The organism is Lactiplantibacillus sp. YT640 (assembly GCF_049745435.1).
Lineage (GTDB): Bacteria > Bacillota > Bacilli > Lactobacillales > Lactobacillaceae > Lactiplantibacillus > Lactiplantibacillus plantarum.
In genome coordinates, this window is record NZ_JBMNVY010000002.1 from 222,834 (window position 1) to 248,776 (window position 25,943).

At 44.0% G+C, this 25,943-nt stretch carries 26 protein-coding genes and 1 riboswitch; of the genes, 13 read left to right on the plus strand and 13 right to left on the minus strand.

Annotation, left to right across the window (positions count from 1 at the left end):
- Positions 1-41: 41 nt before the first annotated feature.
- Genes ACOV1R_RS02620 through ACOV1R_RS02630 form a run of 3 tightly spaced genes read right to left on the minus strand, consistent with a single transcriptional unit; the run spans position 42 to position 2,703 of the window.
- A complete protein-coding gene (locus tag ACOV1R_RS02620) occupies positions 42-701 on the minus strand; it encodes an energy-coupling factor transporter transmembrane component T family protein (protein ID WP_016511214.1) in 660 nt (219 codons plus the stop codon).
- Positions 698-2,104: an ABC transporter ATP-binding protein gene (locus ACOV1R_RS02625; RefSeq protein WP_016511215.1), complete on the minus strand. Its 1,407-nt coding sequence runs from the start codon at positions 2,102-2,104 to the stop codon at positions 698-700. The genes ACOV1R_RS02620 and ACOV1R_RS02625 overlap by 4 nt, the downstream gene beginning before the upstream one ends.
- A gap of 29 nt (positions 2,105-2,133) precedes the next feature.
- The gene (locus ACOV1R_RS02630; protein ID WP_003643692.1) at positions 2,134-2,703 is read right to left on the minus strand and encodes an ECF transporter S component; all 570 of its coding nucleotides are present in this window, start codon (positions 2,701-2,703) and stop codon (positions 2,134-2,136) included.
- Positions 2,704-2,805: 102 nt separating this feature from the next.
- Positions 2,806-2,899, minus strand: a riboswitch (TPP riboswitch).
- A 144-nt stretch (positions 2,900-3,043) separates the two neighbouring features.
- On the opposite strand from ACOV1R_RS02630, the gene ACOV1R_RS02635 reads away from it, so the two are divergent.
- Both ACOV1R_RS02635 and ACOV1R_RS02640 read left to right on the plus strand, forming a co-directional pair.
- Positions 3,044-3,526: a glutathione peroxidase gene (locus ACOV1R_RS02635; protein WP_021356729.1), complete on the plus strand. Its 483-nt coding sequence runs from the start codon at positions 3,044-3,046 to the stop codon at positions 3,524-3,526.
- Positions 3,527-3,545: 19 nt separating this feature from the next.
- Complete coding sequence (locus ACOV1R_RS02640; RefSeq protein WP_097557973.1) at positions 3,546-4,376, plus strand: aldo/keto reductase; 831 nt, start codon at positions 3,546-3,548, stop codon at positions 4,374-4,376.
- Positions 4,377-4,967: 591 nt separating this feature from the next.
- On the opposite strand, the gene greA is transcribed toward ACOV1R_RS02640, so the two are convergent.
- The 3 genes from greA to ACOV1R_RS02655 all read right to left on the minus strand — a co-directional run bounded on the left by greA (position 4,968) and on the right by ACOV1R_RS02655 (position 6,153).
- The gene (gene greA / locus ACOV1R_RS02645) at positions 4,968-5,438 is read right to left on the minus strand and encodes a transcription elongation factor GreA (RefSeq protein ID WP_013355131.1); all 471 of its coding nucleotides are present in this window, start codon (positions 5,436-5,438) and stop codon (positions 4,968-4,970) included.
- An 85-nt stretch (positions 5,439-5,523) separates the two neighbouring features.
- The gene (locus ACOV1R_RS02650) at positions 5,524-5,937 is read right to left on the minus strand and encodes a hypothetical protein (protein WP_027821555.1); all 414 of its coding nucleotides are present in this window, start codon (positions 5,935-5,937) and stop codon (positions 5,524-5,526) included.
- A gap of 12 nt (positions 5,938-5,949) precedes the next feature.
- Positions 5,950-6,153 (minus strand): helix-turn-helix transcriptional regulator, encoded by a 204-nt coding sequence (locus ACOV1R_RS02655; protein ID WP_003641816.1) that lies wholly within the window; start codon positions 6,151-6,153, stop codon positions 5,950-5,952.
- A 379-nt stretch (positions 6,154-6,532) separates the two neighbouring features.
- On the opposite strand from ACOV1R_RS02655, the gene ACOV1R_RS02660 reads away from it, so the two are divergent.
- On the plus strand, positions 6,533-7,246 hold the full coding sequence (locus ACOV1R_RS02660) for a glucosamine-6-phosphate deaminase (protein WP_003641817.1): 714 nt from the start codon (positions 6,533-6,535) through the stop codon (positions 7,244-7,246).
- A gap of 89 nt (positions 7,247-7,335) precedes the next feature.
- Here ACOV1R_RS02660 and ACOV1R_RS02665 read toward each other — a convergent pair whose 3' ends face one another.
- Entirely contained in the window at positions 7,336-8,544 is a 1,209-nt protein-coding gene (locus tag ACOV1R_RS02665) for an MFS transporter (RefSeq protein WP_015379687.1), read from the minus strand.
- Positions 8,545-8,589: 45 nt separating this feature from the next.
- Entirely contained in the window at positions 8,590-10,095 is a 1,506-nt protein-coding gene (locus ACOV1R_RS02670; RefSeq protein ID WP_015379688.1) for an FAD-dependent oxidoreductase, read from the minus strand.
- A 126-nt stretch (positions 10,096-10,221) separates the two neighbouring features.
- On the opposite strand from ACOV1R_RS02670, the gene ACOV1R_RS02675 reads away from it, so the two are divergent.
- On the plus strand, positions 10,222-11,142 hold the full coding sequence (locus tag ACOV1R_RS02675) for a helix-turn-helix domain-containing protein (protein WP_097557971.1): 921 nt from the start codon (positions 10,222-10,224) through the stop codon (positions 11,140-11,142).
- Between the two features lie 56 nt (positions 11,143-11,198).
- On the opposite strand, the gene ACOV1R_RS02680 is transcribed toward ACOV1R_RS02675, so the two are convergent.
- Positions 11,199-12,614 carry a C69 family dipeptidase gene (locus tag ACOV1R_RS02680; protein ID WP_015379690.1) on the minus strand — a complete coding sequence of 472 codons (1,416 nt, stop codon included), beginning with the start codon at positions 12,612-12,614 and terminating at the stop codon, positions 11,199-11,201.
- Positions 12,615-12,975: 361 nt separating this feature from the next.
- Between ACOV1R_RS02680 and ACOV1R_RS02685 the strand changes: the two genes are divergently transcribed.
- The 4 genes from ACOV1R_RS02685 to ACOV1R_RS02700 are packed head-to-tail and all read left to right on the plus strand — an operon-like array spanning position 12,976 to position 18,549.
- On the plus strand, positions 12,976-14,814 hold the full coding sequence (locus tag ACOV1R_RS02685) for a PTS mannitol-specific transporter subunit IIBC (protein ID WP_015379691.1): 1,839 nt from the start codon (positions 12,976-12,978) through the stop codon (positions 14,812-14,814).
- Positions 14,815-14,850: 36 nt separating this feature from the next.
- Positions 14,851-16,926: a BglG family transcription antiterminator gene (locus ACOV1R_RS02690; RefSeq protein ID WP_003643698.1), complete on the plus strand. Its 2,076-nt coding sequence runs from the start codon at positions 14,851-14,853 to the stop codon at positions 16,924-16,926.
- 14 nt (positions 16,927-16,940) lie between these two features.
- The gene (locus tag ACOV1R_RS02695; protein ID WP_003641824.1) at positions 16,941-17,390 is read left to right on the plus strand and encodes a PTS sugar transporter subunit IIA; all 450 of its coding nucleotides are present in this window, start codon (positions 16,941-16,943) and stop codon (positions 17,388-17,390) included.
- 1 nt (position 17,391) lies between these two features.
- Positions 17,392-18,549, plus strand: coding sequence for a mannitol-1-phosphate 5-dehydrogenase (locus tag ACOV1R_RS02700; protein WP_003643700.1), 1,158 nt, complete (start codon positions 17,392-17,394; stop codon positions 18,547-18,549).
- A 255-nt stretch (positions 18,550-18,804) separates the two neighbouring features.
- On the opposite strand, the gene ACOV1R_RS02705 is transcribed toward ACOV1R_RS02700, so the two are convergent.
- Positions 18,805-19,356 (minus strand): hypothetical protein, encoded by a 552-nt coding sequence (locus ACOV1R_RS02705; protein ID WP_015379693.1) that lies wholly within the window; start codon positions 19,354-19,356, stop codon positions 18,805-18,807.
- A gap of 180 nt (positions 19,357-19,536) precedes the next feature.
- Between ACOV1R_RS02705 and trxA the strand changes: the two genes are divergently transcribed.
- On the plus strand, positions 19,537-19,869 hold the full coding sequence (gene trxA / locus ACOV1R_RS02710) for a thioredoxin (protein WP_013355134.1): 333 nt from the start codon (positions 19,537-19,539) through the stop codon (positions 19,867-19,869).
- A 94-nt stretch (positions 19,870-19,963) separates the two neighbouring features.
- On the opposite strand, the gene ACOV1R_RS02715 is transcribed toward trxA, so the two are convergent.
- A complete protein-coding gene (locus ACOV1R_RS02715; RefSeq protein WP_003646379.1) occupies positions 19,964-20,290 on the minus strand; it encodes a hypothetical protein in 327 nt (108 codons plus the stop codon).
- Between the two features lie 289 nt (positions 20,291-20,579).
- On the opposite strand from ACOV1R_RS02715, the gene ACOV1R_RS02720 reads away from it, so the two are divergent.
- A complete protein-coding gene (locus tag ACOV1R_RS02720; protein WP_003641829.1) occupies positions 20,580-21,134 on the plus strand; it encodes a hypothetical protein in 555 nt (184 codons plus the stop codon).
- Between the two features lie 64 nt (positions 21,135-21,198).
- On the opposite strand, the gene ACOV1R_RS02725 is transcribed toward ACOV1R_RS02720, so the two are convergent.
- Positions 21,199-21,600 carry a hypothetical protein gene (locus tag ACOV1R_RS02725; RefSeq protein ID WP_003641830.1) on the minus strand — a complete coding sequence of 134 codons (402 nt, stop codon included), beginning with the start codon at positions 21,598-21,600 and terminating at the stop codon, positions 21,199-21,201.
- 241 nt (positions 21,601-21,841) lie between these two features.
- Positions 21,842-22,306, minus strand: a complete 465-nt coding sequence (gene ndk, locus ACOV1R_RS02730) for a nucleoside-diphosphate kinase (RefSeq protein WP_011100930.1) — start codon at positions 22,304-22,306, stop codon at positions 21,842-21,844.
- 234 nt (positions 22,307-22,540) lie between these two features.
- Here ndk and ACOV1R_RS02735 point away from each other — a divergent pair, with 234 nt between their 5' ends.
- The 3 genes from ACOV1R_RS02735 to ACOV1R_RS02745 all read left to right on the plus strand — a co-directional run bounded on the left by ACOV1R_RS02735 (position 22,541) and on the right by ACOV1R_RS02745 (position 25,709).
- A complete protein-coding gene (locus ACOV1R_RS02735) occupies positions 22,541-23,887 on the plus strand; it encodes a DUF2252 domain-containing protein (protein WP_003641832.1) in 1,347 nt (448 codons plus the stop codon).
- Between the two features lie 300 nt (positions 23,888-24,187).
- A complete protein-coding gene (locus ACOV1R_RS02740; protein ID WP_011100931.1) occupies positions 24,188-24,736 on the plus strand; it encodes an NADPH-dependent FMN reductase in 549 nt (182 codons plus the stop codon).
- A 277-nt stretch (positions 24,737-25,013) separates the two neighbouring features.
- The gene (locus ACOV1R_RS02745; protein WP_013355137.1) at positions 25,014-25,709 is read left to right on the plus strand and encodes a GntR family transcriptional regulator; all 696 of its coding nucleotides are present in this window, start codon (positions 25,014-25,016) and stop codon (positions 25,707-25,709) included.
- Positions 25,710-25,943: the final 234 nt, after the last annotated feature.

The window sequence follows — 25,943 nt, forward strand, 5'->3', positions numbered from 1 at the left end:
AAACCTGTTTTAATTTAGTGTTTATTCAGTGAATGAGACCACTAGCGCCACGGAATGACGAAGGCGCCGACTTGTAAAAGCAAGCCGCCACTAATCACAATGGTCCAATCCAACTTAGTCAGTGGAATCTGACGATAGTGAGTGCGGGGTGCATCTTCGACAAAACCATGGGAGCGCATGGCCTGGGCAAGGTTCTGCGACCAATTGATAGAGACCAAAATTGCTTTAAAGTAGAGCTGTGGCGACCAGAAGGACAGGACCTGCCCACGCATCAGACCAGCAGCCCGAATCACTTGAACTTCGTGCCGAATCCGTGGTACCAAGTTATACGCGGCGAGGACGCCATATGCAAATTTGGCGGGTAAATGCCAGTTTTGCTCAAGCGAATCGGTTAATTGTAAGACGTCAGTCGTGAGCGTAAAAGTAGCGCCCGTAAAAACAAACGCATAGATTCGTGTGAACAGGACCCAGGCCATCAAAGTCTTGTCACCGCTACCGTTAATGTACTGGGTACTCCAAAGTCCAATTGCTGGTAGCAACGGAATGAGTAGCAACCACCCTAATGTTCGAAGCCGAGTTCGGTGACCGAGCAGGTAAATCAGTGCCAGAATAATCAGTGCCACGTTCAAACTTACAATTGTCGTGAATGAAATTTCTAGCGCAATGATGAGTAGTAATAATAATTTCATGCTAGGATTCATGATCGCACCACCCAATCTAAATGGTGATTTTCAAAGTGTAGCTGATAGTCAATCAATGGCATCAGGCCGGTTAACTGGTGACTAATAATAATCAGTGTCTGCTTAGTTGCCGCTTGGGTGGTCTGTAATAACGCGACCAGGGCATTGATCGAATGCAAATCTAGCCCTTTTAAGGGTTCATCCATGAGTAGAACTGGTGACTGCATGATTAACATGAGCAGAATTTGTAGTTTCTTTTTCTGTCCCTCACTCAAAGTATAGATGACTTGTTCATCACGACCGGATAAGTTGAGTTGCACTAAGGCCGTTTGAATACGGTCTGCGGTAAAGTAGTCGCCATACGCATAGCGTTTACTTTGAGCCAGTTCTTCAGCGACCGTGATGTTTAAAAACTGGGTCTCAGCGTCCTGAAAAAGCAAGGCGACGTGGCGAGCATAGCGTTTGCGTTTTAGCTTGTCGATAGGTGTCCCTTCGTAACGAATTTCGCCAGTATAGGGGTGCAGACGGACGAGGGCTTCAAATAACGTGGATTTACCGCTACCGTTAGGACCCGTGATCAGCGTATTGTGTTGTGCTAACAATTGACGCGTTGTCGGTACTAATAGTTGACGATCACCTGCCTGTAAAGTGACGTGATCAAGTTGAAAACAAGGGCGTTCAACGCGTTGCGGTGCTGACCATGACCGTTGTGGCTGCTCAGTAAAGGCTGAAAATAACTCAGACCAGGTGGTACGGTCAATGAGCTGTAAGTGCTGGTCCTTGATTTGGACGACTTGATCGACGAGCTGTTCGTAACCTGTTAGGTCATGATCCGCCAAGATGATTGTCTTCCCATGTTGATTGCGTAGTTCCACGAGTCGGTCTAACAAGACGGCTCGTGCGGTCGGATCGACACTGGCAAAGGGCTCATCTAGTAGGATGACATCGCTATCCATAGCGACAATGATTGCAAGGGCCACTTTCTGTTTCTCGCCACCGGATAAATGATTTAATAGTCGTGACTGTAAATTTCGGATACCAACAAAGTCAAGCGCACTAAGTAAGCGGGCCGGTATTTGGTCACGGGGCACTTGTAAGTTCTCAAGTGCGAAAATTAGTTCATTTTCAACGGTATCCATGGCAAACTGCTGATTAGGATTCTGAAACATCATGGCAACGTGCTGAGCGCGCCGATTAGCGGTGCTAGCAGTTAATGACTGACCATCAAAGGTAATGGTGCCGTAATCTGGAGTCAGGGGTAGTAAGCCTGCAATCAGCTTTAGGAGCGTCGACTTACCTGTTCCCGATGGCCCTGTCAATAGGATGAAGCTTTGCCGTGGTAGTGTTAGGTTAACGCGATCCAGAATGGGTGTCGACGCCTGTGGATAGGTGTAAGTTAAATTATTCAGCGCGATACTAGCCATTCGAGAAAGCCTCCATTTTATAAAGTGTATTAATGCGTTGATTTTAAAACATGACTGCGATCAAGTAGGTCCGTGATGGTTTTAGTTAACAGACCCCCGAAAACAAACATCGAAATAAAGCGAACGACCACGTATAAAATCAAGAGCCATAGCTGTAATTTATAGTAACCATTACGGGCAAGGTCCCAGCCAAAGGTGACCACAGTAGTTGTTGCGGCCGCAGCCGTTAAGCCTAACCAGTCATAGTGTTTGTAGCCAGTGACGATATAACCTAGTTCGGCCCCAAATCCTTGCACGACACCAGAAATCAATGTGGTGATTCCCCATTGACCACCGAAAAACATTTCGACGGTTGCTGCGAGGAGCTCACCTAGCGTTGCCGAACCCTTTAGTCGAATGAGGTAGCCAGCTAACATGCCGGGCATGCACCATAAGCCAAGTAGTAGTTCATTAGCCAGACCGCTTAGACCAAATGGTGTCAGGGCCGCACTTAAAATGTTATAAACAAAATTAGTCCCCATAAAGATGGCACCAAAGAAAATACCAATTAGTGCCAGTAAAATAATATCGTTCAAGTACCATGATTTAACCCATTTCATTGTTAAATCCTCCCAAAAGTAGTTTGTCATTCACGCATCCAAGCGACAAAAAACGCCTACCACGATTATCGGTGGCAGGCGGCTAAGTCTGAATTGATGGTTCCCCAAATAAAAGCATTGCTCCCTGCGCTGGCATTGTCCAGATTCAGGTTCAATGGGTATTATCTCAGCCGTGATGGCACCCCAGTTGCTATGAATGATACGTTTAGTGTAACGGATAATGACATTCAGTGCAATCAATTTTCCGGAAACTAAAGCAAAGTATGATGAAAAGTCACAATTTTGTGGTTTACTATGGATAAAGCAATGTATTTGGTTAATATTCTTAGGAGGGATCTCGATGGCAGAATCAGTGTATGATTTTACAGAAACTGAGATGAGTGGTGCGCCACTTGACTTGTCACAATATCGCGGTCAGGTCTTGCTAATCGTGAATACGGCTAGCAACTGTGGCCTGGCGCCACAGTTTAAAGGATTAGAAGAACTTTATCAGAAGTATCAGCAGGAGGGCCTAGTGGTCTTGGGATTGCCATCCAATCAATTTCATCAAGAAAAGGCGGATGACGATGAGACCCATGACTATTGTCAACGGCACTACGGGGTAACGTTTCCCATGACCAAACGGGTGATGGTTAATGGTGATGACGCTGATCCGTTATTTACTTACCTCAAACAGGCGGCGGGACATGGCCGAATCAAGTGGAATTTCACAAAATTCCTGATTGGTCGTGATGGCCGTGTGCTCGAACGCTATGCCCCAACGACACGGCCGGCAACATTTGAAGCAGCGATTCGTGATGCCTTGGCTGATCGTTTAATTTAAAAGAAAGAAGTGGCTTAAGTTGGAAACTTATACGTTACGTGATGGTTTAACAGTACCTAAAATTGGCTTTGGAACATATAAACTGAATGGTGCTCATGGTGTGCAAGTGATCGACTCAGCGATTGATCGCGGCTACCGATTATTAGATACGGCCTTTAACTATGAAAATGAAGGTGCTGTTGGTGAAGCGGTTCGGCGTTCGTCAGTACCGCGTTCGGAACTCTTGATTTCATCAAAACTTCCTGGTCGCCACCACACCTACACGGAAGCTATCAATACGATTCAAGAATCATTATATCGAGCTGGCCTGGATTATTATGATTTATATCTAATTCATTGGCCTAACCCTAAGGAAGATCATTATGTTGAAGCTTGGCAGGCACTGATTGATGCCCAGAAGTTAGGCTTGATTCGTTCGATTGGGGTCTCGAATTTCTTACCAGAACATTTAGAACGATTAAACAAAGAAACGGGTGTTTTACCCGTCATTAATCAGGTCGAATTACATCCGTACTTTAACCAGCAGGCACAACGGGATTATGATCAAGCACACGGTATTTTGACGCAAGATTGGAGTCCCCTTGGCCGGGCCAGTGAGATGCTTCAAAATGAGACGCTCAAAGAGATTGCAGTGCACTACCATAAAAATGTTGGTCAGTTGATTTTACGGTGGGAACTACAGTTAGGGACCTTGCTGATTCCAAAGTCGTCAACGCCGAGCCGTCAAGCAGGTAATATGGACGTGTTTGATTTTGAAATCAGTGCAGCTGATATGGCAACAATTAATGGTTTGAGCCAAGTGGATGGTCGCTTGAATAATCAAGATCCAGCAGTGTACCAAGAATTTTAATTTGAATGATATAAAAAGATAGCGACGTTGTGATGATAACTCGTCGCTATCTTTTTATGGGCAACTGCTTGTTGATGATTGGTTTGTGATATCAGCGTAATCGCAATGCATGGTGCAGTAGCGATTGGCTTTTTTAATCATACAAAATGCTAACTGTGTAGCTGTGAGCCACTATCTGGTAAAATATGTTTATAGGTATGTTTTAAGGGCGGTTGGCTGTTTTCATCTTGAAAGGTCGTGGTAGTATGACAAATACGTTTCCCACACTAGGAAAGGTTTTCAGCCGTGGTCACTCTACTTGTTTGGTTTGCTTTCTTGCAAATCATTTTGAGCATCGCACTAGCGATGTATCAGGTATGGAACTCCAGAAACAAAAAATAGCCACCCCAAAACTTTGGCCGGTATTGGGTGACTGTTCTTTGATTATCTAAATTTAAAGCCAACTGCTCTTAGAGCGGGCCTTGATTCAAGTCGGTATTAACGTACCGGCTTTTTTACTGTCTTTATTTTAGCACGTATACGCTTCAGAAAGTGTATTTTTGATTCAAAAAAATAAAGATAAGCTTCCAATCGATTGGCATAACTATTTTATTACGCGCGCTTAACCGCGATTACCTTAACTTGATAAGCCCCGTTCGGTGCGTTCACAGTGACCACATCGTCAACAGTATGATTAGCGAGCGCTTGACCGATGGGAGATGTGAATGAGATTTTTTGTTGTTCGAGATTGGCTTCCTGTTTTCCAACTAATTGATAGGTGATTTGGTCATGATCATCCAGAAATTCGATGGTCACGAATTTACCGATATCGAGTTGATTGTTGTCAGCTGGTTGAACGATTTGGGCGTATTGCAACTGCTTGTTGAGATAACGCAGGCGGCTTTCTAAGCGACCTAAGTCCCGTTTGGCACTACTATATTCGGCATTCTCAGAACGGTCACCTAGTGCCGCAGCCGCAGCCAGAATTCTGATTCGCTCGGGCCGTTGTTGCTTTAAGTCTTCAATTTCCTGTTCGATGGCATGGTAACCAGTCGCAGTCATTTTGTTAAAAGTTGGTTCCATAGCAAAAACCTCGTGTCCGTTGAATTTCTGGGAATAGTTTACCGCAAATGTGATTAGAATGGTACCGTCTAGGTGATATCTGATGTTAATCACGATCGCGCAGGTGGTTGCTATACAGCATGATACCGCTAGTGACGGTGGTCAGGGCGATACCAGCGATCAGACTAATGAACGGCTGATTTATCGCAATCAGGAAGTAGAATAGGGCGGTGAAACCGATTAGTTCAATGAGTGCCCACAGGCCAAGGTAGCGCCATAACCGTTTGGGTTTGTCTTCTATTGGGGTGCTGACATTAACAGACAAAATGATCATGGTAAAAACGGCAATCATCAGGACAATATACAACGGATTGTCGTACGTAAAGGCTTTCTGAAGATTGTTTTTTTGCCAGCCTTGCCAAAATAAAATCAGTAAGATAGCACTATTTTCAATTAACAACGTGGTACGGATGTTCTTGAAATTTTGTAAAATTAAACGTTCGTCACGAATCTTTTTCATGGCAGGGATCTCCTAACTGGGTTCGACCCAAAAGACAGTATCGAGTGTTTGGTTGAGTGCGTGACAGAGGTTGAGGCAGAGTTTCAGTGATGGGTTATAGGTGCCCTTTTCAATCAAACTCAGGGTTTGACGGGTGATGCCAGTCTTGCTGGCGAGTTCTTTTTGTGAGAATCCGGCCATTAACCGGTATTGCTTGACATGATTCGCGGTTAACACCTCCCTTTATGTAATATATATCTTCCATACAAAGCTAATTTTAGCCGTTACCAATTGCAATGTAAATATTGGATAGTTTGATTGAAATGTGAACAAATAAATGGTTGGCGTAGAGGTATGAGCGCAAAAAAATAGCCAATGACTTTGCAGCCTTGGCTAGTCGTGGAATTTCTCACGTTCCACGGAGTTACGAACATGTTAAGTATAGGCAAAATTATCGAAAAATACAATTAATTTATTAAAGGAGTTTGGCTTGACAGTTTAACAATGATAACGATTGCAAAAAATAAAAGTGAAATATTTCAGACAAACCTCTTGAATTTTAGTCTAGACCAATATACAATTGGACTATACCAAACAAAGAGGGAGTCAGTTAATTATGAAAGTTATCGTAGTAAAGGATCAAGCTGCCGGCGGAAAAGAAGGTTTCAAAGTATTTAAGAATGCTTTAGACAATGGTGCGAAAGTATTTGGGTTGGCAACTGGTTCGACACCCGTTACAACTTACAAAGAAATCGTTAATAGTGACTTAGATTTCAGTGACTGCACATCCGTTAACTTGGATGAATACGTTGGGATTGCACCAGACAACGACCAAAGTTATAAATACTTCATGCAAACTCATTTATTCAATGACAAGCCATTTAAGGAATCATTCTTGCCAAACGGTTTAGCTTCAGATCCAGAAGCTGAAGTTAAGCGTTACGACAAAGTGATTGACGAACACCCAATTGACTTACAAATCTTAGGGATTGGCCGTAATGGTCACATTGGTTTTAACGAACCAGGTACTCCTCGCGATATTACGACGCACGTGGTTGATTTAACTGAATCAACCATTGAAGCTAACGCGCGGTTCTTCGCCAGCGAAAATGATGTTCCTAAGCAAGCCTTCTCAATGGGCTTAGCTTCCATCATGAAGAGCAAGCACTTATTGCTCGAAGCATTCGGCGAAAACAAGGCTGATGCGGTCAAGGGTATGATTGAAGGCCCAGACACCCCTGAATTACCAGCAAGTATCTTGCAAAACCATCCAGACGTTACCGTTATCATTGACGAAGCGGCTGCTAGCAAGTTAAGCAAGAAGTATTAATTTTAATTAAGCTAAAAATGAACTGAAAGCCGTGCTTCATAACGATTGCGTTGTGAAGCACGGCTTTTTAACTTTGTCGGTCAAGTCGGTTATTGTGCCGCCGTTACTAATTTTTTCTGGAATTGAAATCCCATACATAGTACACCTAGGATCAGCGCAATAAAGCCGCTGACTACGAAGACGTTAATACCCATACCAGCAACTAATTTAGTCAATGGATTAACGATGAAAGGACTGACCACACCCCCGATTGAGTAAATCGCGACGTACACACCTAGGGCCATCGAAACACTGTTTTTGCCAACTGAAATTGAGATCAAATATGGAAATTGTCCCATGGCGATACTCATTGCGGCACCCACGATGAAGCTACCTACAAAGGCTAACCATAGCGAATGTCCAAGACCGATTAACAGGTAGGACAGGCCGTATAAGATAAACGAGATTGTGATGGATGAGTATTTGAACCGCTTGCCGATAACGCCAACAATCAAGCCGCATAGCATCCCCCCAATTAATGAAACGGTTGACGTTAGAGCGGCTTGTGAGGTTGCGCCAAGTTCTTCTTCAGCAACAAATAGTGAAATGTTGTTGTTCAAAACATTATTTAAGAGTAACGTGCAGAATCCCCAGAAGGCACAGTAAAAGACGTATTTGTTGAGCTTAATCTGTTCACCGGTGTCCTGATCGTTGGCTGCATTGACTGCTGCCGGATGCATCGGCACTAATGTTAAGATCACAATCAAAATAAGTGCTGAGAATAAGTAAATCCAATAATTATTTACCCAACCGTTCGTTGCAGCTAGCTGGCCGCCACCCATGATGAAGACAATACCACCGAGATTGGTGAAGGTGGTTGTTAAACCCATAGTGGACTGGCGTTCGGTTTCTGGTAGCATTTGAGAAATTAAGACTTGTGATAAATTGGTGCAGGCGCCTTGACCTAGACCGACTAAGCACGAGCAAAATAACAAAAACATAAAGTTTGTGTGAAAGGCTAATGGTAGAAAACCACCGATAATTACTAAGATTGCCGCACTAAGGGTTAATGTTTTGAGATTGAGCTTGGTTGCCGTTAGTTTGCCAATAATCAACCCTGCTAACATCATAAATAGATTAGGCAATGATGTTAGCATCTGGACACTCGTATTACTGAGTGAAAAATTGGATGCGATTGCTGCATAGGATGGGGTAATTGCGAGTGCCGCCATACCCATTGAACTGACTGCAAGAACCCCAATCCGGGTCTTAGAAACGTAGCTTTTACTTGGTCCCGATATCGATTTTGTTGTTTCCATGCTGGACATCCCCTTAAATAAAAGAATCAATATTGGATTTATGATTTAGTTGACAGTGGCGAACTTTGCTTTGACGTAAGCCGCGGCACTTGTTCCTGCAATTCGGCCCGACGTCCAAGTAAAGCCAGAGGCAAGTCCTTCAAATGCAGGATAGCTGTGTCCCTCATAGTAACCGCCAGCATTGGCGCCACCAGTATAAAGACCGGGAATAGGTTTGAAATCGTCATCTAAAACGGCGAGATTTCGATTGACCCGAACACCACCGACCGTACCAAGATAAGCGGCTTGGCAGATGAAGGCGTAGAAGGGACCATCACTAATTGAATAATCCAAAGACTGCAAGCGCTTACTGAATTCACTGTCGTTTTTAGATGCGACAGCTTGATTATAAGTAGCGACGGTCTGGCTCAATGTTGAAGGATCCATACCAGCATTAGTGGCTAGCTCAGTGAGTGTGTTCCCCTTAAAAGCTGTTTTACCAGTGACAGCTTCTTCAGCTAATGCGGTAAAGTCACCACTGCCAGTCGCTGCGCCCGGTCCTGCTTGAGAAACTTCTTCGCGATTGCGGTTGGTGGTGAATGTATTGAGCGTGGCCTGATCCACGATAAAGAGATATTGACCACCCTGAGACCAAGCAGCGTTCGCCCATTCAACGGTATCGTAGACCACATCTTCGTTGGTGAATCGTTGTCCCTGCATGTTGACCCATAGTTGAGGGGTTAATAATAATTGGGTTAATGGATTACCGGAAAAACCAGCAAGGTGTTGCTGAGAAGTCTTTTGAGTGACTTGGGATTTAGCTAGTTGCGCAGCATGAATGAGCGCATGGCTGTCGATGTCAGTACCGCCAGCTTTAACCATAGCAGCCAGACCTTCACCGTTATTTGGAACACCTAAGGTTCTTAGATGCGTGGTGTGCATGGTTCGAGCAACTTTTTCACGATCACCACCGTACCCACCGGTTGCCACAACGACTGCGTGGGCGGTGATTGTTAGCTGGTCACCTGAAGCGGTCATGGCTGTTGCGCCAGTGACTGCTCCGTTGGTGATTACCAGGTCAGTAAAGGTCGTATTAAAGTGAAAATCGACACCGGCAGTCGTTAATGTTTGTTGGATGCGCTGATAGCTCTCGTCTTTATGTTGGTACATATGATAGGAACCCCCACGATAATCATTATTACGATGCGCAAACTGAGTCGTATTGGCAGTTGGGTTGAGTTTGATTTCCATTCCCATTTTTTCCAACCAGGCTAAGGTATCTGCCGAGCGGTTAACGATCCGCGCAAGTAGGGTACCATTGGACAAATAGTGATTGTAGTCGGCTAATTGTGCAATGGCCTCCTGAGTTGTTAGGTGCATACCGGCTTCCCGTTGTTCACGGCTATTAATGGCGAAAAATCCACTTGAGATTTTTGTGTTACCGCCAATTTGTGATTGCTTTTCAATAACGGTGACTTTAAGTCCATGGGTCACGGCTGCGTACGCAGCGGCTAGTCCTGTACCACCTGTGCCTGCAATGAGGACATCAGTATCAATTGTTTGATTAGTCATAATAGTTGCACTCCCTTATTCGAATTTACAAAGTTAGTATAAAGCTAAAATATGCACAAGTTGATAGTGTATAATATCCTTATTAATATGTTTATATATCTTTTAAGGGATTGACAGGTGATAGTGATGGCTTCTATAAAGACGGTAAATAGCAATTATCAATTGAAAGAAAGCGATTTTATTGGTCTACGCCGTAATGATCTTTCAAGTTCACCAAATTGCAGTTCAGAGTTTCACATTCGCTTTATCGTAAGCCACGATTTCGCTGAATTAACATTAGTCGGAAAGTACGTGGCACTGTCCCCAGATGATATTGTAATGGTTTCATCTGCGCAGCCAATTAATATTATTAATAGGGGGGCACCAGTAAAGTTAAGTGTTTTTTCGGAACGTCTGCATGCGCCCACGCCATTAAACTTGGTGGTTGTCGGTGATAACCCAATGGTTCATGATTTAATGAATGCGGGTGAGCGGACATTGCGGTTTATTGTTTATCGCCAATTGCGAAATCAGATAACCCAACGGTACTTTGATTTGTTGACGGAGTTAGAACGGCAAGATTTGCAAGATGTTTTTATTGATTATCAACGAGAGATGACGGTGGGATTGTTAATGACGGAACTATTGCGGCATCATGAGGAACGCATTTCGATTACGGATTCTTATTTTCCTGGTAAAAATATTCGACATGTTAATGCTGATACGCAATCAGGGATGATTTTTACGTATTTAGTCGCACATAACGCAGATGCGACGTTAAAAGAAACGGCATGTTACTTTGGATATGACAAAAATTATTTTTCAAGGCTGTGTCGACGACTGTTCAACAAGAGCTTTTTGGAACAATTAACATTTATTCGTATTGAACTGGCCAAACGAATGCTGGCATTTTCTAATAAGCGAATTGAACAAATTGCAGCTGAATTAGGCTATAAAAATAATAGTAGTTTCTTTACTGCGTTCAAACGCGAAGTGGCGATAACTCCCAATGATTATCGTGAGCAGCATGGGTATCGGTTAGCACATCAGCATATCAATGATAATTAAAAACACAAAACGGCGTGCTACTGAAATGTTCCAGTAGCACGTCGTTGATGATTTTTTTATAGATTTTGTCCTTTTTCCCAAGTCGTTTTCGATAACAACAGCCCTTGCTTAACCAAAGTATCAAACAACGCATGGGTCCGGTTGGAAATTTCGGCGGCGGTTTCGCTATTGGCTTTGGTCAAGAAATCGGTCGGATTGCCGGTAATGGCTGCGTCGGTTGCGGCAACCCGGCCACGGGCATATGATTGGCACCCGTCGCGATAGGCATTGACCGTTTCAGAAAATTCATGCCAGTGTGGTTCAATCAAGACGGAGAGCGTTTTTGATAACCAGTAGACGTTATCAACGCTGACCGTGCTAGTTGTATTGCGATAATCAATCGGCGTGTCATTGATGTTGGTAAAGAAGGGCACGTATGGGGCGTAAGCGAAGAAACCTAGTGCGATCCATTGAATGGCGGCTTGCTTAGCAGGCACGTCATTCCGGATTTGCAGAATAGATGAGCACTGATTGCGATCCATCGCGATAGACCGGTAACGTGTTTGTTCACGGGCGTTACCAGAAGCGAAAGTGCCAAATGGATCGTAAGGCGTCCCGTTATAGTGTGAAGATAAGAAGAACTGGACGTCTTCAATAGCCAATTTTTTGCTTGGTTGTCGGAATAGCGGCATGTTTTGATCAGTGGGATTCTGTTCGATTTCGGGATTAAATAGTTTTTGACCATACCATGTTCGTGGAGTGTTGTAATAAGCATCCGCCTCACTTTGGGTACCAAAGATTTCACGGAAATTAAAGTGACCGGGTGTTGGGTTGAGGTGATACTTTTCAACGAAGTCCACTAAATCACTGGCACCTAGGAAATTGTCGGTATCGTTGAGATCCATCTTTTGCACCACGGTTTGGTTGGGAACAATTGCGTAGGTGTCTTCGGGCATCCGAACTGCCCCCCAATGGTGACCACCAGCGGTTTCGAACAACCAGATATCGTCGTGATCGTTAAAGGCGATACTGTTGCTTTCACCAGTTCCGTATTTTTCAATTAGGGCACCTAAGCGTTGGACACCTTCCTTAGCACTTTTAATGTAGGGTAAAACGAGGGTGACCATGACTTCTTCATCTACGCCATCATGGACGAGCGGATCATAACCGAGTACGCGGGCATTGGTGGCAGTGGTTTCAGTTGCGCTCATCCCGACATTTAATTCGTTGATCCCAGCTTCCTCGTACTGCCCATCGCTTTGATCGGCTTGGGGGGTTGCGGTGTAGCGGTAGGCATGGTCAGGCAGCGGAACGGTGACGCCGGTAGTTACGGAAGTGTAGCTGGCGTTAGTTTGGTCGTGGGCTTCGTGCACAATAAACTTAATCGGATTAATTGGGCCGTAGCCATCTTCGTTGCGGGCAACGATGGTCGAACCATCCATGCTAGCAGCTTTCCCAACCAATATTTCGGTACAATCAGTGTCTTTTTTCATTACATAGGTCACTCCTTAGTTAATTATAAGTATAGGAGCTTGCGGGGGGATTTCAACGTTAAATCGTATTCGTAATCATTTAAATAATAAAATGATGAGAGAATTGCCAGGTGTTTTCTGCATAAAATGTTGAATTTGATTGTGAAAATTAAATCATAGCTGACGAAAAAAGTTTAATTAGTCTGCTGGTATTGCCGATATAAAAGTTTTTATCGATACTGTGCCAAATTTTAACTTTGTGAATTAGTGAGTTTAATTGTGGCACAGTTTCCTGTGCCACGGGTCTAACTAGAAGTTCTTGAAACCGCTTACCCCGATGGATATGATTAAGTTGTTAAGAAAAAGGAAGGAGCTTTACCTAATGAGTGAAAATGTAAATACGAATGCAACCCAAAGCGCTCCTGTTGCGAAAAAGAAACTGGGCGTTAAGGCACGCGTTCAAAAATTTGGGAGTGCACTAAGTAATATGGTTATGCCGAACATCGGCGCCTTCATTGCTTGGGGCTTAATTACCGCCATCTTTATGGCTGGTGGTTGGTGGCCTAATGCTGGATTAGCTAAGATGATTCAACCAATGGTCCATTATTTATTGCCATTATTGATAGCGTTTACTGGTGGGACTTTGTTTGCCGGTCATCGTGGTGGGGTCGTTGGTGCGATTGCCACTATGGGGGTCATCGTTGGTTCTTCAATCCCAATGTTTATCGGTGCCATGATTATGGGGCCTTTAGGCGGTTGGTGCATTAAGAAGTGGGATGACGCCATTTCCGATAAGATTAAGAGCGGGTTTGAAATGTTGGTTAACAACTTCTCCGCTGGGATTATCGGGATGTTACTAGCAATCCTGGGTTACTTTGCAATCGGCCCATTGGTTGCTGGTGCAAGTGCTGCTATGGCTGCCGGTGTTGACTGGATCATTAAGATGAAGCTATTGCCATTAGCCAACGTCTTCATTGAACCAGCCAAGATTTTATTCTTAAACAATGCGATTAACCAAGGTATCTTAACACCGCTTGGGATTCAGGCTGCATCTAGTGCGGGTAAGTCAATTCTGTTCTTGCTCGAACCAGATCCAGGTCCAGGTCTTGGGGTCTTATTAGCCTTTGCCTTGTTTGGTAAAGGGACTGCTAAGGCTTCTGCACCCAGTGCGATTATTATTCATTTTCTTGGTGGGATTCATGAAATTTATTTCCCATACGTATTAATGAAGCCAGCATTGTTCCTAGCTGTTATCGCTGGTGGGGTTACTGGGACAGCCACATTCAGTTTACTAAACGTTGGTTTACGTTCAACACCTTCACCTGGTTCCATTATTTCATTACTATTAATGTCACCAAAGAGTATTTCTAACTACATTGGTTTAATTATCGGGGTAACGTTAGCAACCTTAGCATCATTTATCGTTGCCGCAATTGTCTTGAAACGTGATAAGTCGACCAGTGATGATGACTTAGCCGCTGCTCAAGGTAAAATGAGCGATATGAAGAGCGGCAATACTGAAGCCGGCAGTGCTACTGACGCTGAACCAGCTGATGTGATTGCTTCATACAAAGATGTTGACCATATTATCTTTGCCTGTGATGCCGGAATGGGATCATCCGCAATGGGGGCTTCCTTATTACGGGATAAAGTCAAGAAGGCTGGCATTAGCATGTCCGTCACCAACACGGCGATTAGCAATTTGAAAGACGAACCTGGTTTATTAGTGATTACGCAAAACGAATTAGCTGATCGGGCGGCTCAAAAAGCACCACACGCCTTACGGTTAGCCGTTGACAACTTCTTGAGCAGTCCAAAGTATGACCAAGTTGTGGTTAACTTAAAGGCTCGTGATCAAGTTAGCGATGCTGCACCTGCATCCGCAGCACCACAAGCAACGACGGCTGCACCCGACGACCTACCAGCTAACTTAGATTTGAGTGTTGTTGATGAAATTGTCTTTGTTCACCACGATGGTCATTTAGGAACAGCCACAATGGCAACGTCCTTGATGAAGGATCGGGTCAAGAAAGCCAACAAGCATGTGAGTGTTAAGAACTTAGGAATTGACGAATTGGCTGATAATAATAGTTTATTAGTTGTTTCAAGTGCAGAAGCAGCTAAAAACTTAAAGACCCGTTACACGCAGGTCCAAGTATTAATTACTGACGATCTATTGAGTTCACCTAAATATGATAAGATGGTATCAGAATTGAAATAAAATGATATTATTACCATTATCGTATGAGGTGGCATCATGGTTAAGTTTACACAACGTCAAGATGAGTTGCTACAGCTGCTACTAGCGAATCCCGCCGGCCTTTCAATGAGTCAGATTGAAACCGGTCTCAATAGTAGTCGCCGAACAATTTATCGCGAGTTCAGTAATTTGGAATTGGTATTAGCCAATGCTGATTTGAAAATTGTTAATGAGAAGCATCACTTTCAACTAAGTGGATCACAGACGGCCCTGGCCAAGTTTCAAAGCCAATTGACAGCAGAGCGGAAGATTGCACCGGCGTTTGACTCACAAACGCGGCAAAACGCCCTAGCTTGTCGGTTACTGATGACGGGCCATTCCGTAAAATTAAAAGAACTTGCGCTTGACTTTGATGTGAGCGTTGCAACGATTTCAAACGATTTGACGGCATTAGCAACGCCATTCGCCGACTACGACTTATCAATTGAACGGTTGAAGTCCCGGGGGATTCAGGTGGCGGGGACTGAGGGTAGTATTCGCAATCTGTTTGCCACCATTTTGAATAATGAAATCAACGACTACGAGTTTTTTAAAACAATCGGGAAGTTGAACCAAGGCTTAGCAATATCAGCAAGTGATGAGCAATCGTATTTTTTGAACTTACTGGACGCCCAAACGTTGATTATCTGTTATCAAGCAGTGCGAAGTTTGAAGAAAAAGTACTTTTCTTCGGTGCCGGATGGTCAGCTACAACAGTTGATCATCACGTTGACGACGGGAGTAATGCGGTTACAGCATGAACGTCGGGTCACATATTTGCGCGGGATCAATCGGGATGATTTCTTGAAATATCAACGGATTGCTCTGGCAATTATGACCCAACTACCCGCTGAGATTAAGACGGTGGTGACGGGAGCTGAAATTGATTTTCTCGCCCAGCAAATTAAGGGCTTGACGTTTCGAATCGATCAAGACGCGTCGCTATCGAATTATGATTTGCAACTAACGTATCGGGTCAAAAAGTTTATTGACGCGGTTGCGACTAACTTTAACTGGTCGTTTGGGACGGATGACCGCTTGTTGAATAACTTGACGGCACATATGCAAATTGCCCTACAACGTAACGGTGTTAATGGTCCCGTGCCGCCAACCACTGAGTTACAAGAGGTCCGTGAACAGTATCCTAAGCTGTATTCGGCGGTGGTGCGCGGCTTCGCAACGATTTTTAAAGACCAGGATTTTACAACTGATGAGTTGACGTACTTGTTGATTCACTTTGCTAGTACGTATGAGCAACAGTTGAGTCACCAAGCACTCAAGGTTTTGGTCCTGTGCCCGAATGGGATGACGACGGCGCGAATTTTGAAAACGCGACTGATGCGGTTAGTACCTGAAATCACGGCTATCGAGGTTGCACGGATTGGTAATCTAGGCCAAGTTAATTTACAAGACTTTGACATGATTTTATCCACGACAACGTTACCGGGATTTAAGTTGAATTACCGCGTTGTCAGCCCACTGTTACTAGAAAACGAAGTCACTGCCTTACGGGAATATATTCATCAGTATTTTCCAAGCACCAAAGTGATCGATTCACCGGTTGATGAGCCGACGAAAATCAACTTGGATTTTGACACCGTTTACCAACAGATGACGATTGCTAAACAGATCTTAGACCGTTTCACTATCACGCCGATTCGCAACGATGATGAGACGGTGGCCGAGATGCTAGTTAAGATCACGCGGCATATTGATTCGAACTTGATTCATGATCCGCTAGAAGTTGCGGGCCGGTTGTTACACCGCTTAGGACTGGCGCCGGTCGGTATTCCCAATACGAACTTGGCGTTGGTGCATACGTTAAGTCAGGAAGTCACTGCACCATATTGTGCGATTTTCGAACTTGACCAGCCATTACCATTTAAGAGTATGGACAACCAATCGATTCGGTTGCAGCGAATCGTCCTAATGCTCGGGCCCGCCAATATCAGCGATTTTGAAAATCGGTTGATGGGTAAGTTAAGCGCACTAGTCATTGAAAGTCAGGCCAATACGCAGACGTTTATGACTGGCGATCGCCAGCAACTTTATCAATTAATTAGTAAAGCATTTTTGAACGAACTAACGAAATAGCGTAGGTGAAAACAATGGAAGCTTTAGATAAGAAAATGATTGCGTTGAACCAGCAAGTGGCTACGCAAGAAGAAGGCATCCGCTTAGCCGGTCAACTATTGGTCGATGGCGGTTGTGTCGAACCAGAATACATTGATGCAATGCAGGCTCGTAATCAGGATGTCTCCGTATATATGGGTAATTTCATTGCCATCCCCCATGGTACTGAAGATGGCATGAAGTATATTAAAAAGACCGGGATTTCCGTGGTCCAAGTACCAATGGGTGTGAGCTGGGGTAATCCAGATGATAACGATGATGATAAGACTGTAACGGTTATCTTCGGGATCGCTGGGTTGAACGGTGAACACTTGAACCTCTTGTCTCAGATTGCCATATACTGCAGCGACGTTGCCAACGTTGCTAAGTTAGCGGACGCTCAATCTGAAGATGAAATCATAAATCTATTAAAGGAAGTTGATTAGCATGTTAGACGTACATTTTGGCGCAGGGAATATTGGTCGGGGCTTCATTGGCGAAACCTTGGCTGACAACGGGTTTAAGATTACTTTCGTTGATGTTAATGATACTTTGATTGACGAATTAAACAAACGGAATGGTTATACCATTGAATTGGCTGCAGAAGGTCAAAAACATATTGAAGTTCACGATGTTAAGGGTATTAACAACGGTAAGGATCCTAAGGCGGTTGCTGAAGAAATTGCCCAAGCCGATATGGTTACGACTGCGATTGGACCTAAGATCTTGAAGTTCATCGCGCCATTAATTGCTGACGGGTTAAAGTTACGGCAAGCTAACAACAATACGACACCAATTGATATCATTGCTTGTGAAAACATGATTGGCGGGAGTCAGTCATTAAAGAAATCCGTTTATGAATCATTAAATGAAGACGAACAAGCTTGGGCTGACCAAAATGCAGGCTTCCCCAATGCCGCTGTTGACCGGATCGTACCGCTTCAAAAGCATGATGATCCATTGTTCGTTTCAGTTGAACCATTCAAGGAATGGGTTATCGACAAGTCCCAGATGAAAAACCCTAAGATTCAATTAAAGGGTGTTGATTATGCTGACGACTTGGAACCATACATTGAACGGAAACTCTTCTCCGTTAATACTGGTCATGCCACCGTAGCCTATACTGGTAACATGAAAGGCTACAAGACGATTGGCGAAGCGGTCAAGGATGACAGTGTCGTTGACCAAGCTAAGCACGTTTTAGGTGAAACCGGCGACTTGTTGATTCAAAAGTGGGGCTTTGATCCTGAAGTACACCATGCTTATCAAAAGAAGATTTTGAGTCGGTTTGAAAACCCATATATCTCTGATGATATTGAACGGGTCGGCCGGACACCAATTCGGAAATTAGGTTTCAACGAACGTTTCATTCGCCCAATTCGGGAATTGAAGGAACGTGGTCGCGATTACAGCGCCTTAGTTGATACAGTTGGTGAAATGTTCTTCTTCAACTATCCTAATGATAGTGAAAGTGTTAAGTTACAACAATTATTGAAGGATGAACCAATCGAACAAGTCATTCGCGAAACAACTGACTTGAAAGATGAGGATTTAGTTAATGAAATCAAAGCTGCGTACGAAAAGCACTTAGCTGCAACAAAGTAGTTCGATAAAAAAACTAATTACTAACCGCCATGGTAATTAGCTGCAAAAGGCGCCCAGAAATTTAATTCTGGGCGCCTTTTGCGTCTTGCCTGACAAAGAACCACTTGATAGCAGCCATCGCTAGGCGAGTTAACTGGAACGATGAACGGTAGGTAGCTTATTTTTAAGACTGGCAGCACGCGTTAATTTGGATGGTAGGTAATGCTTACCCTACCGAAGTAAGTCTGATGAGCAAGTATGTTGACCAGCATATGGCTACTTTTCCCAGAAATGCCACCAAGGTTTGGCCGCTTGACTGGCTTGTTGATCAAGTTGGTCAAGGACTTGGTTTAAGCGTTCACTGAGTGAATCTAAGCGCCGGATGATCATTTCTTGCTGCTTATAGAGCTCAGCATTAGTCGGGCCATCTGGCTTGGCCGCTGGTGCCATTTTGCTGGGATCGACGGTGGTTGTCGTGATGAGGGGCGACTTGGTGGTAGTTGCAGGCGCTGGTTTCTCAGACTGAGTCGTCGTTGCCGCCGGTTGTTTGGATGTCGGGACCTTAGCACCAAATGCCCGTCCTAGCGCAGTGGCTAACGTTGTGCCCTGTTCGGCGAGTTCGATGGCCGCCTGAAAAGTTTTTAAATCAGCGGCTGTATATAAGCGATGACTGTTATCGGCCGGGCGGAAGCGATTTTCATCGTTAAGCTGTTTTTCAACCATGGTGCTATATTTGCGCAACGTCACGGCTTTAATACCGAGTTGTTCAGCGGCGACGGAAGCGACTAATTCGGAGTCCTGTTCGGGACTGATTGTTTGTGTGGACACAAAAATTCCTCCTTTAGGTTATATCGTTTCTATAACGCTATTATATCGAATTTTTGATTGGTAGAACACCGATATACCAAGATTTTGTGACCTATGTACGTGATTCAGACCCGGAAGTCATAATTTTGTGGGAAAACATGCTATGATAGAACGGAAATCAATTGGAAATGAGGATTAGATATGATCGAACCAGTCGATAAGACGACTTTTGCGACGGTGGCTGATGGTACCGCGTTAACTGTGGTTGACTTTTGGGCGGATTGGTGTGGCCCTTGCAAGATGCAGGAACCAGTGCTTGAAGCGTTAGATGAACTGTACGATGGGCAAGTGAAATTTGCTTCGCTCGACGTTGATCAACATCAGAAAATTGCGCAACAATTTGAGATTATGAGTATTCCGGCGTTAGTGATATTCAAGAATGGCCAGCCCGCTGAAAAGGTGGTTGGTTTTCATCCCCAAGCAGCATTGAAGAAATATCTGGATCAAAAACTAGCCGAAGTGAAGCCTGCCTAACGAGCGTTATTTAACGGTAGCTGTTGAAGCAATCAATAAGTCCCCCAAGAAACGGTTACCGCATCTGGGGGACTTATTTTTCTTGGTGAGTAATTTACGCGTTATGACGTAATTGATAAGCTGCCCATGTGCTGAAAATGGCAATGCCAAGAATTGCGAGGTTAATTAGAATCGTTTCTGTCAGTGGCTGGGTTGATGGGGAGAAATACCATTGTTCTAGTAAAAAAGTGTACAAAAACACGGGTGCGTAGAAGAAGCGGAGCCATCGTTGCTGGCGGTGTAACCACACCAGCGTAATTCCCGACAACCATATCAGTACTGATATAACAACCGTTGTCAGTGGACTAACTAGCATCGTCAGTGTGGCGATTATGGCTAGCAGATAGGGTGTTGTCATAAGTGGGTTCTTGAATGAGTTCATCAGTAGTGCCTCCTTATTGAAAAAGCTAATGCTCGTCTAAGTATATCGCGATAATCAAAATGTTTGTATTGCCATCATAAAATAAAATATTTAAATAGTGATTTTGACAATAAATCAGTTTAGCTGTCAAGTTAGAAATCGTTAATAGTTTAAGGGGAAGCGCAACTAGAAATGGCGAGTTGGTGCGACTGCTCTATTAATAATTAAATTATTACCGGCTTTGCCAATATAATTAGCTAAGACCATGTTAAATTAAGTAGCGTAATTATGGTAAAGTGGGGGCTAATCATTGAAAAAATTGATTTGGGCATTACGGGTCGGTATCGTCCTCTTTGGTGCTTGTTTGGTGTGGGAACAAGTGCAGCTTGAACGGCATACAAGCCAGCGCCGGACCTATCATCAACGTCGGCTGCAGCGTAGTACCGCAGCAACGTTTAAGGCAATCCGTCAGCCACAACTTAGTGATTTTCCGGCAGCTAAGGTGGAAGCCGCACAAGTTTGGCTACACCTGAAGGGGACTCGGGTCATCAACGAGGCAACCCCGTTACATATCCGCAAAATTGCGGCCGGACAGCGAATTCAGCCAGACGATCCGCACAGCGCGGTCTATCATCACCAAATGACCCAGATTTATAGTGATGATTTACAAGATGCTACTAATAGTGTGATATACGCGCGGAATGCGGATAATACTGTATTGGTTGCGCATAGTCGTTCGGGGCAACGCTCGCAAGTGGGTCCGGTTGCCCAAAATGTTCACACAGCAATGCCAGCCGTTCAAAAGATGAAGATTCCGGCTAAACCATCCGCGACACTGCTTAAAGTCGTTCAACTGATCATTTAATATGGGGCAATTTAAAAGGCTAACCCACACGGTGGGTTAGCCTTTGGTGCGTGATGCTGGCCAGCTAATAGTGGTCATAGAGTTGCTCAATTAAGTCATCACTATTGGTAATGAGCTGGCGATTTAGTGAAATCAGATAGTCTGGTTGTGCTGGGTGAACGGCGTTGTAGAGCGTGTCTTCAATGAGACAGCCAGTCAGCGTGAACGACCGCTGCCGACCTTGAACAATGATGGTGAAGGAACGTCCACGACTAGTTACGATGACATTCAATCCCATTAAGTGGGTTAGGTTCAAACCTAACGTTGCAGTTGAATCAATTAATCCTGGTGTGCCAGTACGTTTAATCAAGACTAGGCATTCATCAATTCGTCGTAGCGAATTAAACATCGAAAATTTACTGGTGTTGCGCGGGTCCGATTTGACAGCCCGCGGCCGCCGTACATATGGTCCAACGACTATGTTCATAATGATTCCCCCAAACCATTTAGTTGATTGGTTTAATCATAACTAGTGCGAACGATTAGTGCGAAAATTTCGGCGCGTGTTGGCAGTTAGTTGGGCCAGTTTACGGGTTATCTTTGGAAGCTTTACTAACGTTGTGACGGAAAACATCCAGTGTATACAAATTCGCAATTACTGGACGCAATGGCGTTCAGACCATTGATCAGTAATTGCGAATTGCGTAATCGTGATGTTAAAAATGAAGCTAGGCTTTTACTTTGTTGTCTGCTTTTCGTGCTTTAACGGCTAATTCGGGGAACCAAATTGCAATTTCGTGATGCGCATTTTCACGGCTATCTGAGGTATGGATAACATTTCGTAAAATACCGTCTGGATATTCATGAGAGAAATCCCCCCGAATTGTGCCAGGTTGTGCTTCGGCAGGCCGGGTGCTACCAGCTAAACGATGCACCGCTTTGACGACGCCAGTACCACTTACGATAATGGCGACGAGTGGACCTTCCATCATGTAGGTCTCGATTTCCTTAAAGTAAGGCTTACCAACCTTCTCACTGTAATGTTGTTGAAGTTGCTCCGCGGTTGCTTTAATAACCTTTAAGGCGGCAATTTGATAACCCTTGCGTTCTAACCGGGTGATAACCTCACCAATGTGTCCTTCACTGACACCATCGGGTTTAACTAGGACCAATGTTTTTTCAGAATTTGCCATAATACGTGACCTCCTCGCTTTTTGAAAGCGGTATCGTTTATAACTTAAATTGTAGGTGACTTTGAGGGGTACGTCAACTAGAATCGCCGTTTTATCATGAAAATTGCTTGTAAATTGGCGTCAGCTGGTCAATAATTGGGACGCGAGAAGCGGGCTCAACTAGCTGAATTATTTTCTATCGTTGGAAGATATCGCTATAATAAAATTAGTAAATCATAAAAGGATTTGATACTCATGCCACCACTTGATTTAACTCATATTCGACAACATCATACGGTTGCTGAATTAATTGCGCTAGGAAAGGCGCGGCGCCAAGTCACCCCATTTGAAAAATTAGGGACATTTACACCGGTGAAGCGAAACGCCAGTGATTATCTGAAACATGTGCGGGAGATGCTGGTACCAGAACTATTACCATTGCGGCGTGAACGAATGTCCGCTTCGGCTTTTGCATTCTTCCGGGGATCAGTTGAGTTAATGGATTACGATTTGGATTACCAGTCGTCCACTGAAATTCCCGCCGTAGTTTGTGGCGATGCTCATATTGGTAACTTTGGATTCTATGCGTCACCAGAACGGCGACTGGTATTTGACTTAAATGACTTTGACGAAGCTGGCGTCCATCCGTGGGAATGGGATTTACGTCGGTTATTAGTTAGTGTGTTGCTAGCTGCTCGTGATTCTAACTTTAAACCAAAAAAGGTCGAAAAATTGATACAGGCGGCGAGTGCGAGTTATCGGGAAGCACTCAAACGGATGTTTGATCAGACGACGTTAGACCGTTTTTATCGCGATAACGAAGTTCAGGCTGTCTTGAACTTCGGTGGTGCTCCCGAAGATACGGCCGATTTAATTGCATCCTTGGTTAAAAAGGCTCAAAAACGTAATTCAGAACAAGTTGTGCGTAAGTTTACGGTCACTAATAGTCGCGGTGAACGGCAATTTAAGGAGAACGCGCCCCGTTCTGTCCATATTGATCGGCAAACTTATCAAGGGCTAAAGGCCGGAATTAGCGAGTATTTATTGAACGTACGGACCGATGTCGCTTTGCTGTTGTCGCAATATGAAGTTACTGATATTATTCGGCATAGTGTGGGCGTCGGGAGTTTTGGGTCACTATGTTACTTGGTTCTTCTGACGAGTACGGATGGTAGCCATATGGTGTTACAAATCAAGGAAGCTTTACCAACGCGGAAAGTCGGGAGCCAGTCGCGGCCAGCGTTAACGGCCGCCATGGAATTGACGGAAGGGCAACGGATCGTCAGTTCGCAACGCATTTTACAAGCAACCTCGGATGCGTTCCTGGGCTATTTCCAAATGGAAAATAAGAGTTTTTATGTCCGTCAATTTCGGGATATGAAGGAATCCATTGATATTCCAACCCTAGACTGGGGTCAATTCCAAGCCTATGCAAATACGTGCGCAATGATTTTGGCAAAGGCTCACGCGCAAAGTCCAACGGCGGCCATGATTCGGGGATACGTTGGAAATTCGGCGAAGTTTGATGAAGCCATGGCTAAATGGGCCACGGCGTATGTTGAACAAGTTGATAATGATTATCAAGATTTCTTAGATGTTTGATGGTTTTAAACGAAGGGTTGATCAAATATCGCGCTGAAATGCGTGACGATTAGACGTGTATTGAAAATAAAGAAAGGGTCATCGGAATCATTGATACTCCGATGACCTTTTCTGTCGGTAATTAGACATAGACTAAAATATTTTTCTGGAGCGTAAGTCTTGATTTAACAACGTTTTTTGGCGATTGAACAAGTGATTTTGAAAATTGATAGGCTAAAATGGTTGCACTTTTTCAACAACTTGATATACTTACTATTAGTAAGTGAAACGAAGAAATTAGTTTTGAAAGGATTGTTTGATATGACAAAATATGGTGTAATTGTAGGTTCTATTCGTAAAAATTCTTATTCTAAAGGGGTCGCTGAAGCCATCGTTGCTGGGTTACCAGACGACGCTGAAGTAACGTACTTAAATATCGCTAAGTTGCCACTATATAACCAAGACTACGATGCGGATTCACCCGTAGAATATACAGAATTTCGTCAGGCCGTTGCGGCTCAAGATGCGTTCATCTTTGTCACACCTGAACATAACCGTAGCATCCCAGCAGCCTTGAAGAATGCTTTGGACGTTGCTTCACGTCCATGGGGTCAAAGTGTTTGGGGCGGCAAGCCTGCTTTGGTTGCTTCCCAATCGATCTCTGGTATCTCTGGCGTCTTAGCACACCATGTTTTACGTCAATCTTTGGTCTTCTTAGACATGCCAACGATGCAACAACCAGAATTGTACATCGGTAATACTGATAAGTTAGCTGATGAAAATGGTCATATCACAAATGAAGGCACCCAATCATTCTTAGCTGGTGCTGGTAAGCAATTCAGCGAATTTGCAGCGAAGTTTATTGGCTAAATAAGTCGTTAAATATTTATGAATAAGGTCTATCAGTGAAAGCACGTTTAGCCACTGATAGGCCTTATTTTTTATTAAGACTTTGTGCGTGGCACTCAAAAAAATTATTTAAATTATTTATACAAATAATTATGAAGTGCTGACAGAGTCTGACGGCCAAACTTGATTGTTAAGTCCGCTTAATAAACCGATTTTGACAGTTTTGTAATCTGGTGTTTTAGATCGAAATGTAATAGAGTTATATTAATAATTTATGTACGTGAAAGGTAACGATAGCATGGGAACAAAAATTCTATATCAAAAAGTTGCCGCAGATCTTAAACGACGGATTCTAGATGGTGACTATGAAGTAGGTGGCTTAATTCCAAGTGAAGGGGAACTTGAACGTTACTATCAAGTCAGCAAGATTACCATTCGCAAGGCGGTCGAAGTTTTGGTCAGTGAGGGCTACTTGGAGAAGAAGAGTGGTATTGGCACGCGCGTTATTAGTAACGATCTATTTAACAAGTTGACGCAGACGCAGTCGTTTACGGCAACGGTCGGCCAGCAAGGAAAGTTGACCAAAGAGTTGATCAAAATTGAACGCGTGCCAGCTGTCCCTGCATTGCTACCCAGCGAGTCTCAAGGGACGATGTTACGTATTAAGCGCCGTTATTTATTAGATGGAAAACCATTTGCGGTTGTCGATCATTATTTACCGAATACTTTGGTTCCTACTAAACTAACGGCCCTTCGGCATCGTTCACTGTATAAGATTTTACAGGAGAATGGTCAGACGATTACACATTTTCAAGATAAATTCAGGGCTGTCACTCTGGCTGATAGTGAGCGGGCGTTGCTTGAAAGTCAAACGCCATTAGCGATTCGGCGCGAACGTAAGGGGTATGATGGTCACCAGCGGCTAGTTGAATTTTCTATTGCGACTTATCAAACGGATGTTGTCCCGTATCAAATTAATTATGACGTTTTATAAATTGAACCGATACTTGGTCTGATATGCGCTGATGCACTGTGGTGGTCAGCGCATTTTTATCAGGTCGGAAGTTCAGGCGGATGCTATGCAGATAACAGTGGCCGAATATGTTGGGTGAAGACTGGGGCCTTGCCGTTAATGCTGGGGCAATGGCCTTATTTCAGCGGACCTTAAAAGGTGTGTTCAGACATTTAGAGATAGGCGAGGGATAAAAATGGTGTTTATATCAGCTGG

Excerpts from the sequence above, each read along its gene's own strand:
- ACOV1R_RS02620 (WP_016511214.1), bottom strand. The coding sequence starts at position 701 with ATGAATCCTAGCATGAAATTATTATTACTACTCATCATTGCGCTAGAA.
- ACOV1R_RS02625 (WP_016511215.1), bottom strand. The coding sequence starts at position 2,104 with ATGGCTAGTATCGCGCTGAATAATTTAACTTACACCTATCCACAGGCG.
- ACOV1R_RS02630 (WP_003643692.1), bottom strand. The coding sequence starts at position 2,703 with ATGAAATGGGTTAAATCATGGTACTTGAACGATATTATTTTACTGGCA.
- ACOV1R_RS02635 (WP_021356729.1), top strand. The coding sequence starts at position 3,044 with ATGGCAGAATCAGTGTATGATTTTACAGAAACTGAGATGAGTGGTGCG.
- greA (WP_013355131.1), bottom strand. The coding sequence starts at position 5,438 with ATGGAACCAACTTTTAACAAAATGACTGCGACTGGTTACCATGCCATC.
- ACOV1R_RS02650 (WP_027821555.1), bottom strand. The coding sequence starts at position 5,937 with ATGAAAAAGATTCGTGACGAACGTTTAATTTTACAAAATTTCAAGAAC.
- ACOV1R_RS02660 (WP_003641817.1), top strand. The coding sequence starts at position 6,533 with ATGAAAGTTATCGTAGTAAAGGATCAAGCTGCCGGCGGAAAAGAAGGT.
- ACOV1R_RS02665 (WP_015379687.1), bottom strand. The coding sequence starts at position 8,544 with ATGGAAACAACAAAATCGATATCGGGACCAAGTAAAAGCTACGTTTCT.
- ACOV1R_RS02670 (WP_015379688.1), bottom strand. The coding sequence starts at position 10,095 with ATGACTAATCAAACAATTGATACTGATGTCCTCATTGCAGGCACAGGT.
- ACOV1R_RS02675 (WP_097557971.1), top strand. The coding sequence starts at position 10,222 with ATGGCTTCTATAAAGACGGTAAATAGCAATTATCAATTGAAAGAAAGC.
- ACOV1R_RS02680 (WP_015379690.1), bottom strand. The coding sequence starts at position 12,614 with ATGAAAAAAGACACTGATTGTACCGAAATATTGGTTGGGAAAGCTGCT.
- ACOV1R_RS02685 (WP_015379691.1), top strand. The coding sequence starts at position 12,976 with ATGAGTGAAAATGTAAATACGAATGCAACCCAAAGCGCTCCTGTTGCG.
- ACOV1R_RS02690 (WP_003643698.1), top strand. The coding sequence starts at position 14,851 with ATGGTTAAGTTTACACAACGTCAAGATGAGTTGCTACAGCTGCTACTA.
- ACOV1R_RS02695 (WP_003641824.1), top strand. The coding sequence starts at position 16,941 with ATGGAAGCTTTAGATAAGAAAATGATTGCGTTGAACCAGCAAGTGGCT.
- ACOV1R_RS02700 (WP_003643700.1), top strand. The coding sequence starts at position 17,392 with ATGTTAGACGTACATTTTGGCGCAGGGAATATTGGTCGGGGCTTCATT.
- trxA (WP_013355134.1), top strand. The coding sequence starts at position 19,537 with ATGATCGAACCAGTCGATAAGACGACTTTTGCGACGGTGGCTGATGGT.
- ACOV1R_RS02715 (WP_003646379.1), bottom strand. The coding sequence starts at position 20,290 with ATGAACTCATTCAAGAACCCACTTATGACAACACCCTATCTGCTAGCC.
- ACOV1R_RS02725 (WP_003641830.1), bottom strand. The coding sequence starts at position 21,600 with ATGAACATAGTCGTTGGACCATATGTACGGCGGCCGCGGGCTGTCAAA.
- ndk (WP_011100930.1), bottom strand. The coding sequence starts at position 22,306 with ATGGCAAATTCTGAAAAAACATTGGTCCTAGTTAAACCCGATGGTGTC.
- ACOV1R_RS02735 (WP_003641832.1), top strand. The coding sequence starts at position 22,541 with ATGCCACCACTTGATTTAACTCATATTCGACAACATCATACGGTTGCT.
- ACOV1R_RS02740 (WP_011100931.1), top strand. The coding sequence starts at position 24,188 with ATGACAAAATATGGTGTAATTGTAGGTTCTATTCGTAAAAATTCTTAT.
- ACOV1R_RS02745 (WP_013355137.1), top strand. The coding sequence starts at position 25,014 with ATGGGAACAAAAATTCTATATCAAAAAGTTGCCGCAGATCTTAAACGA.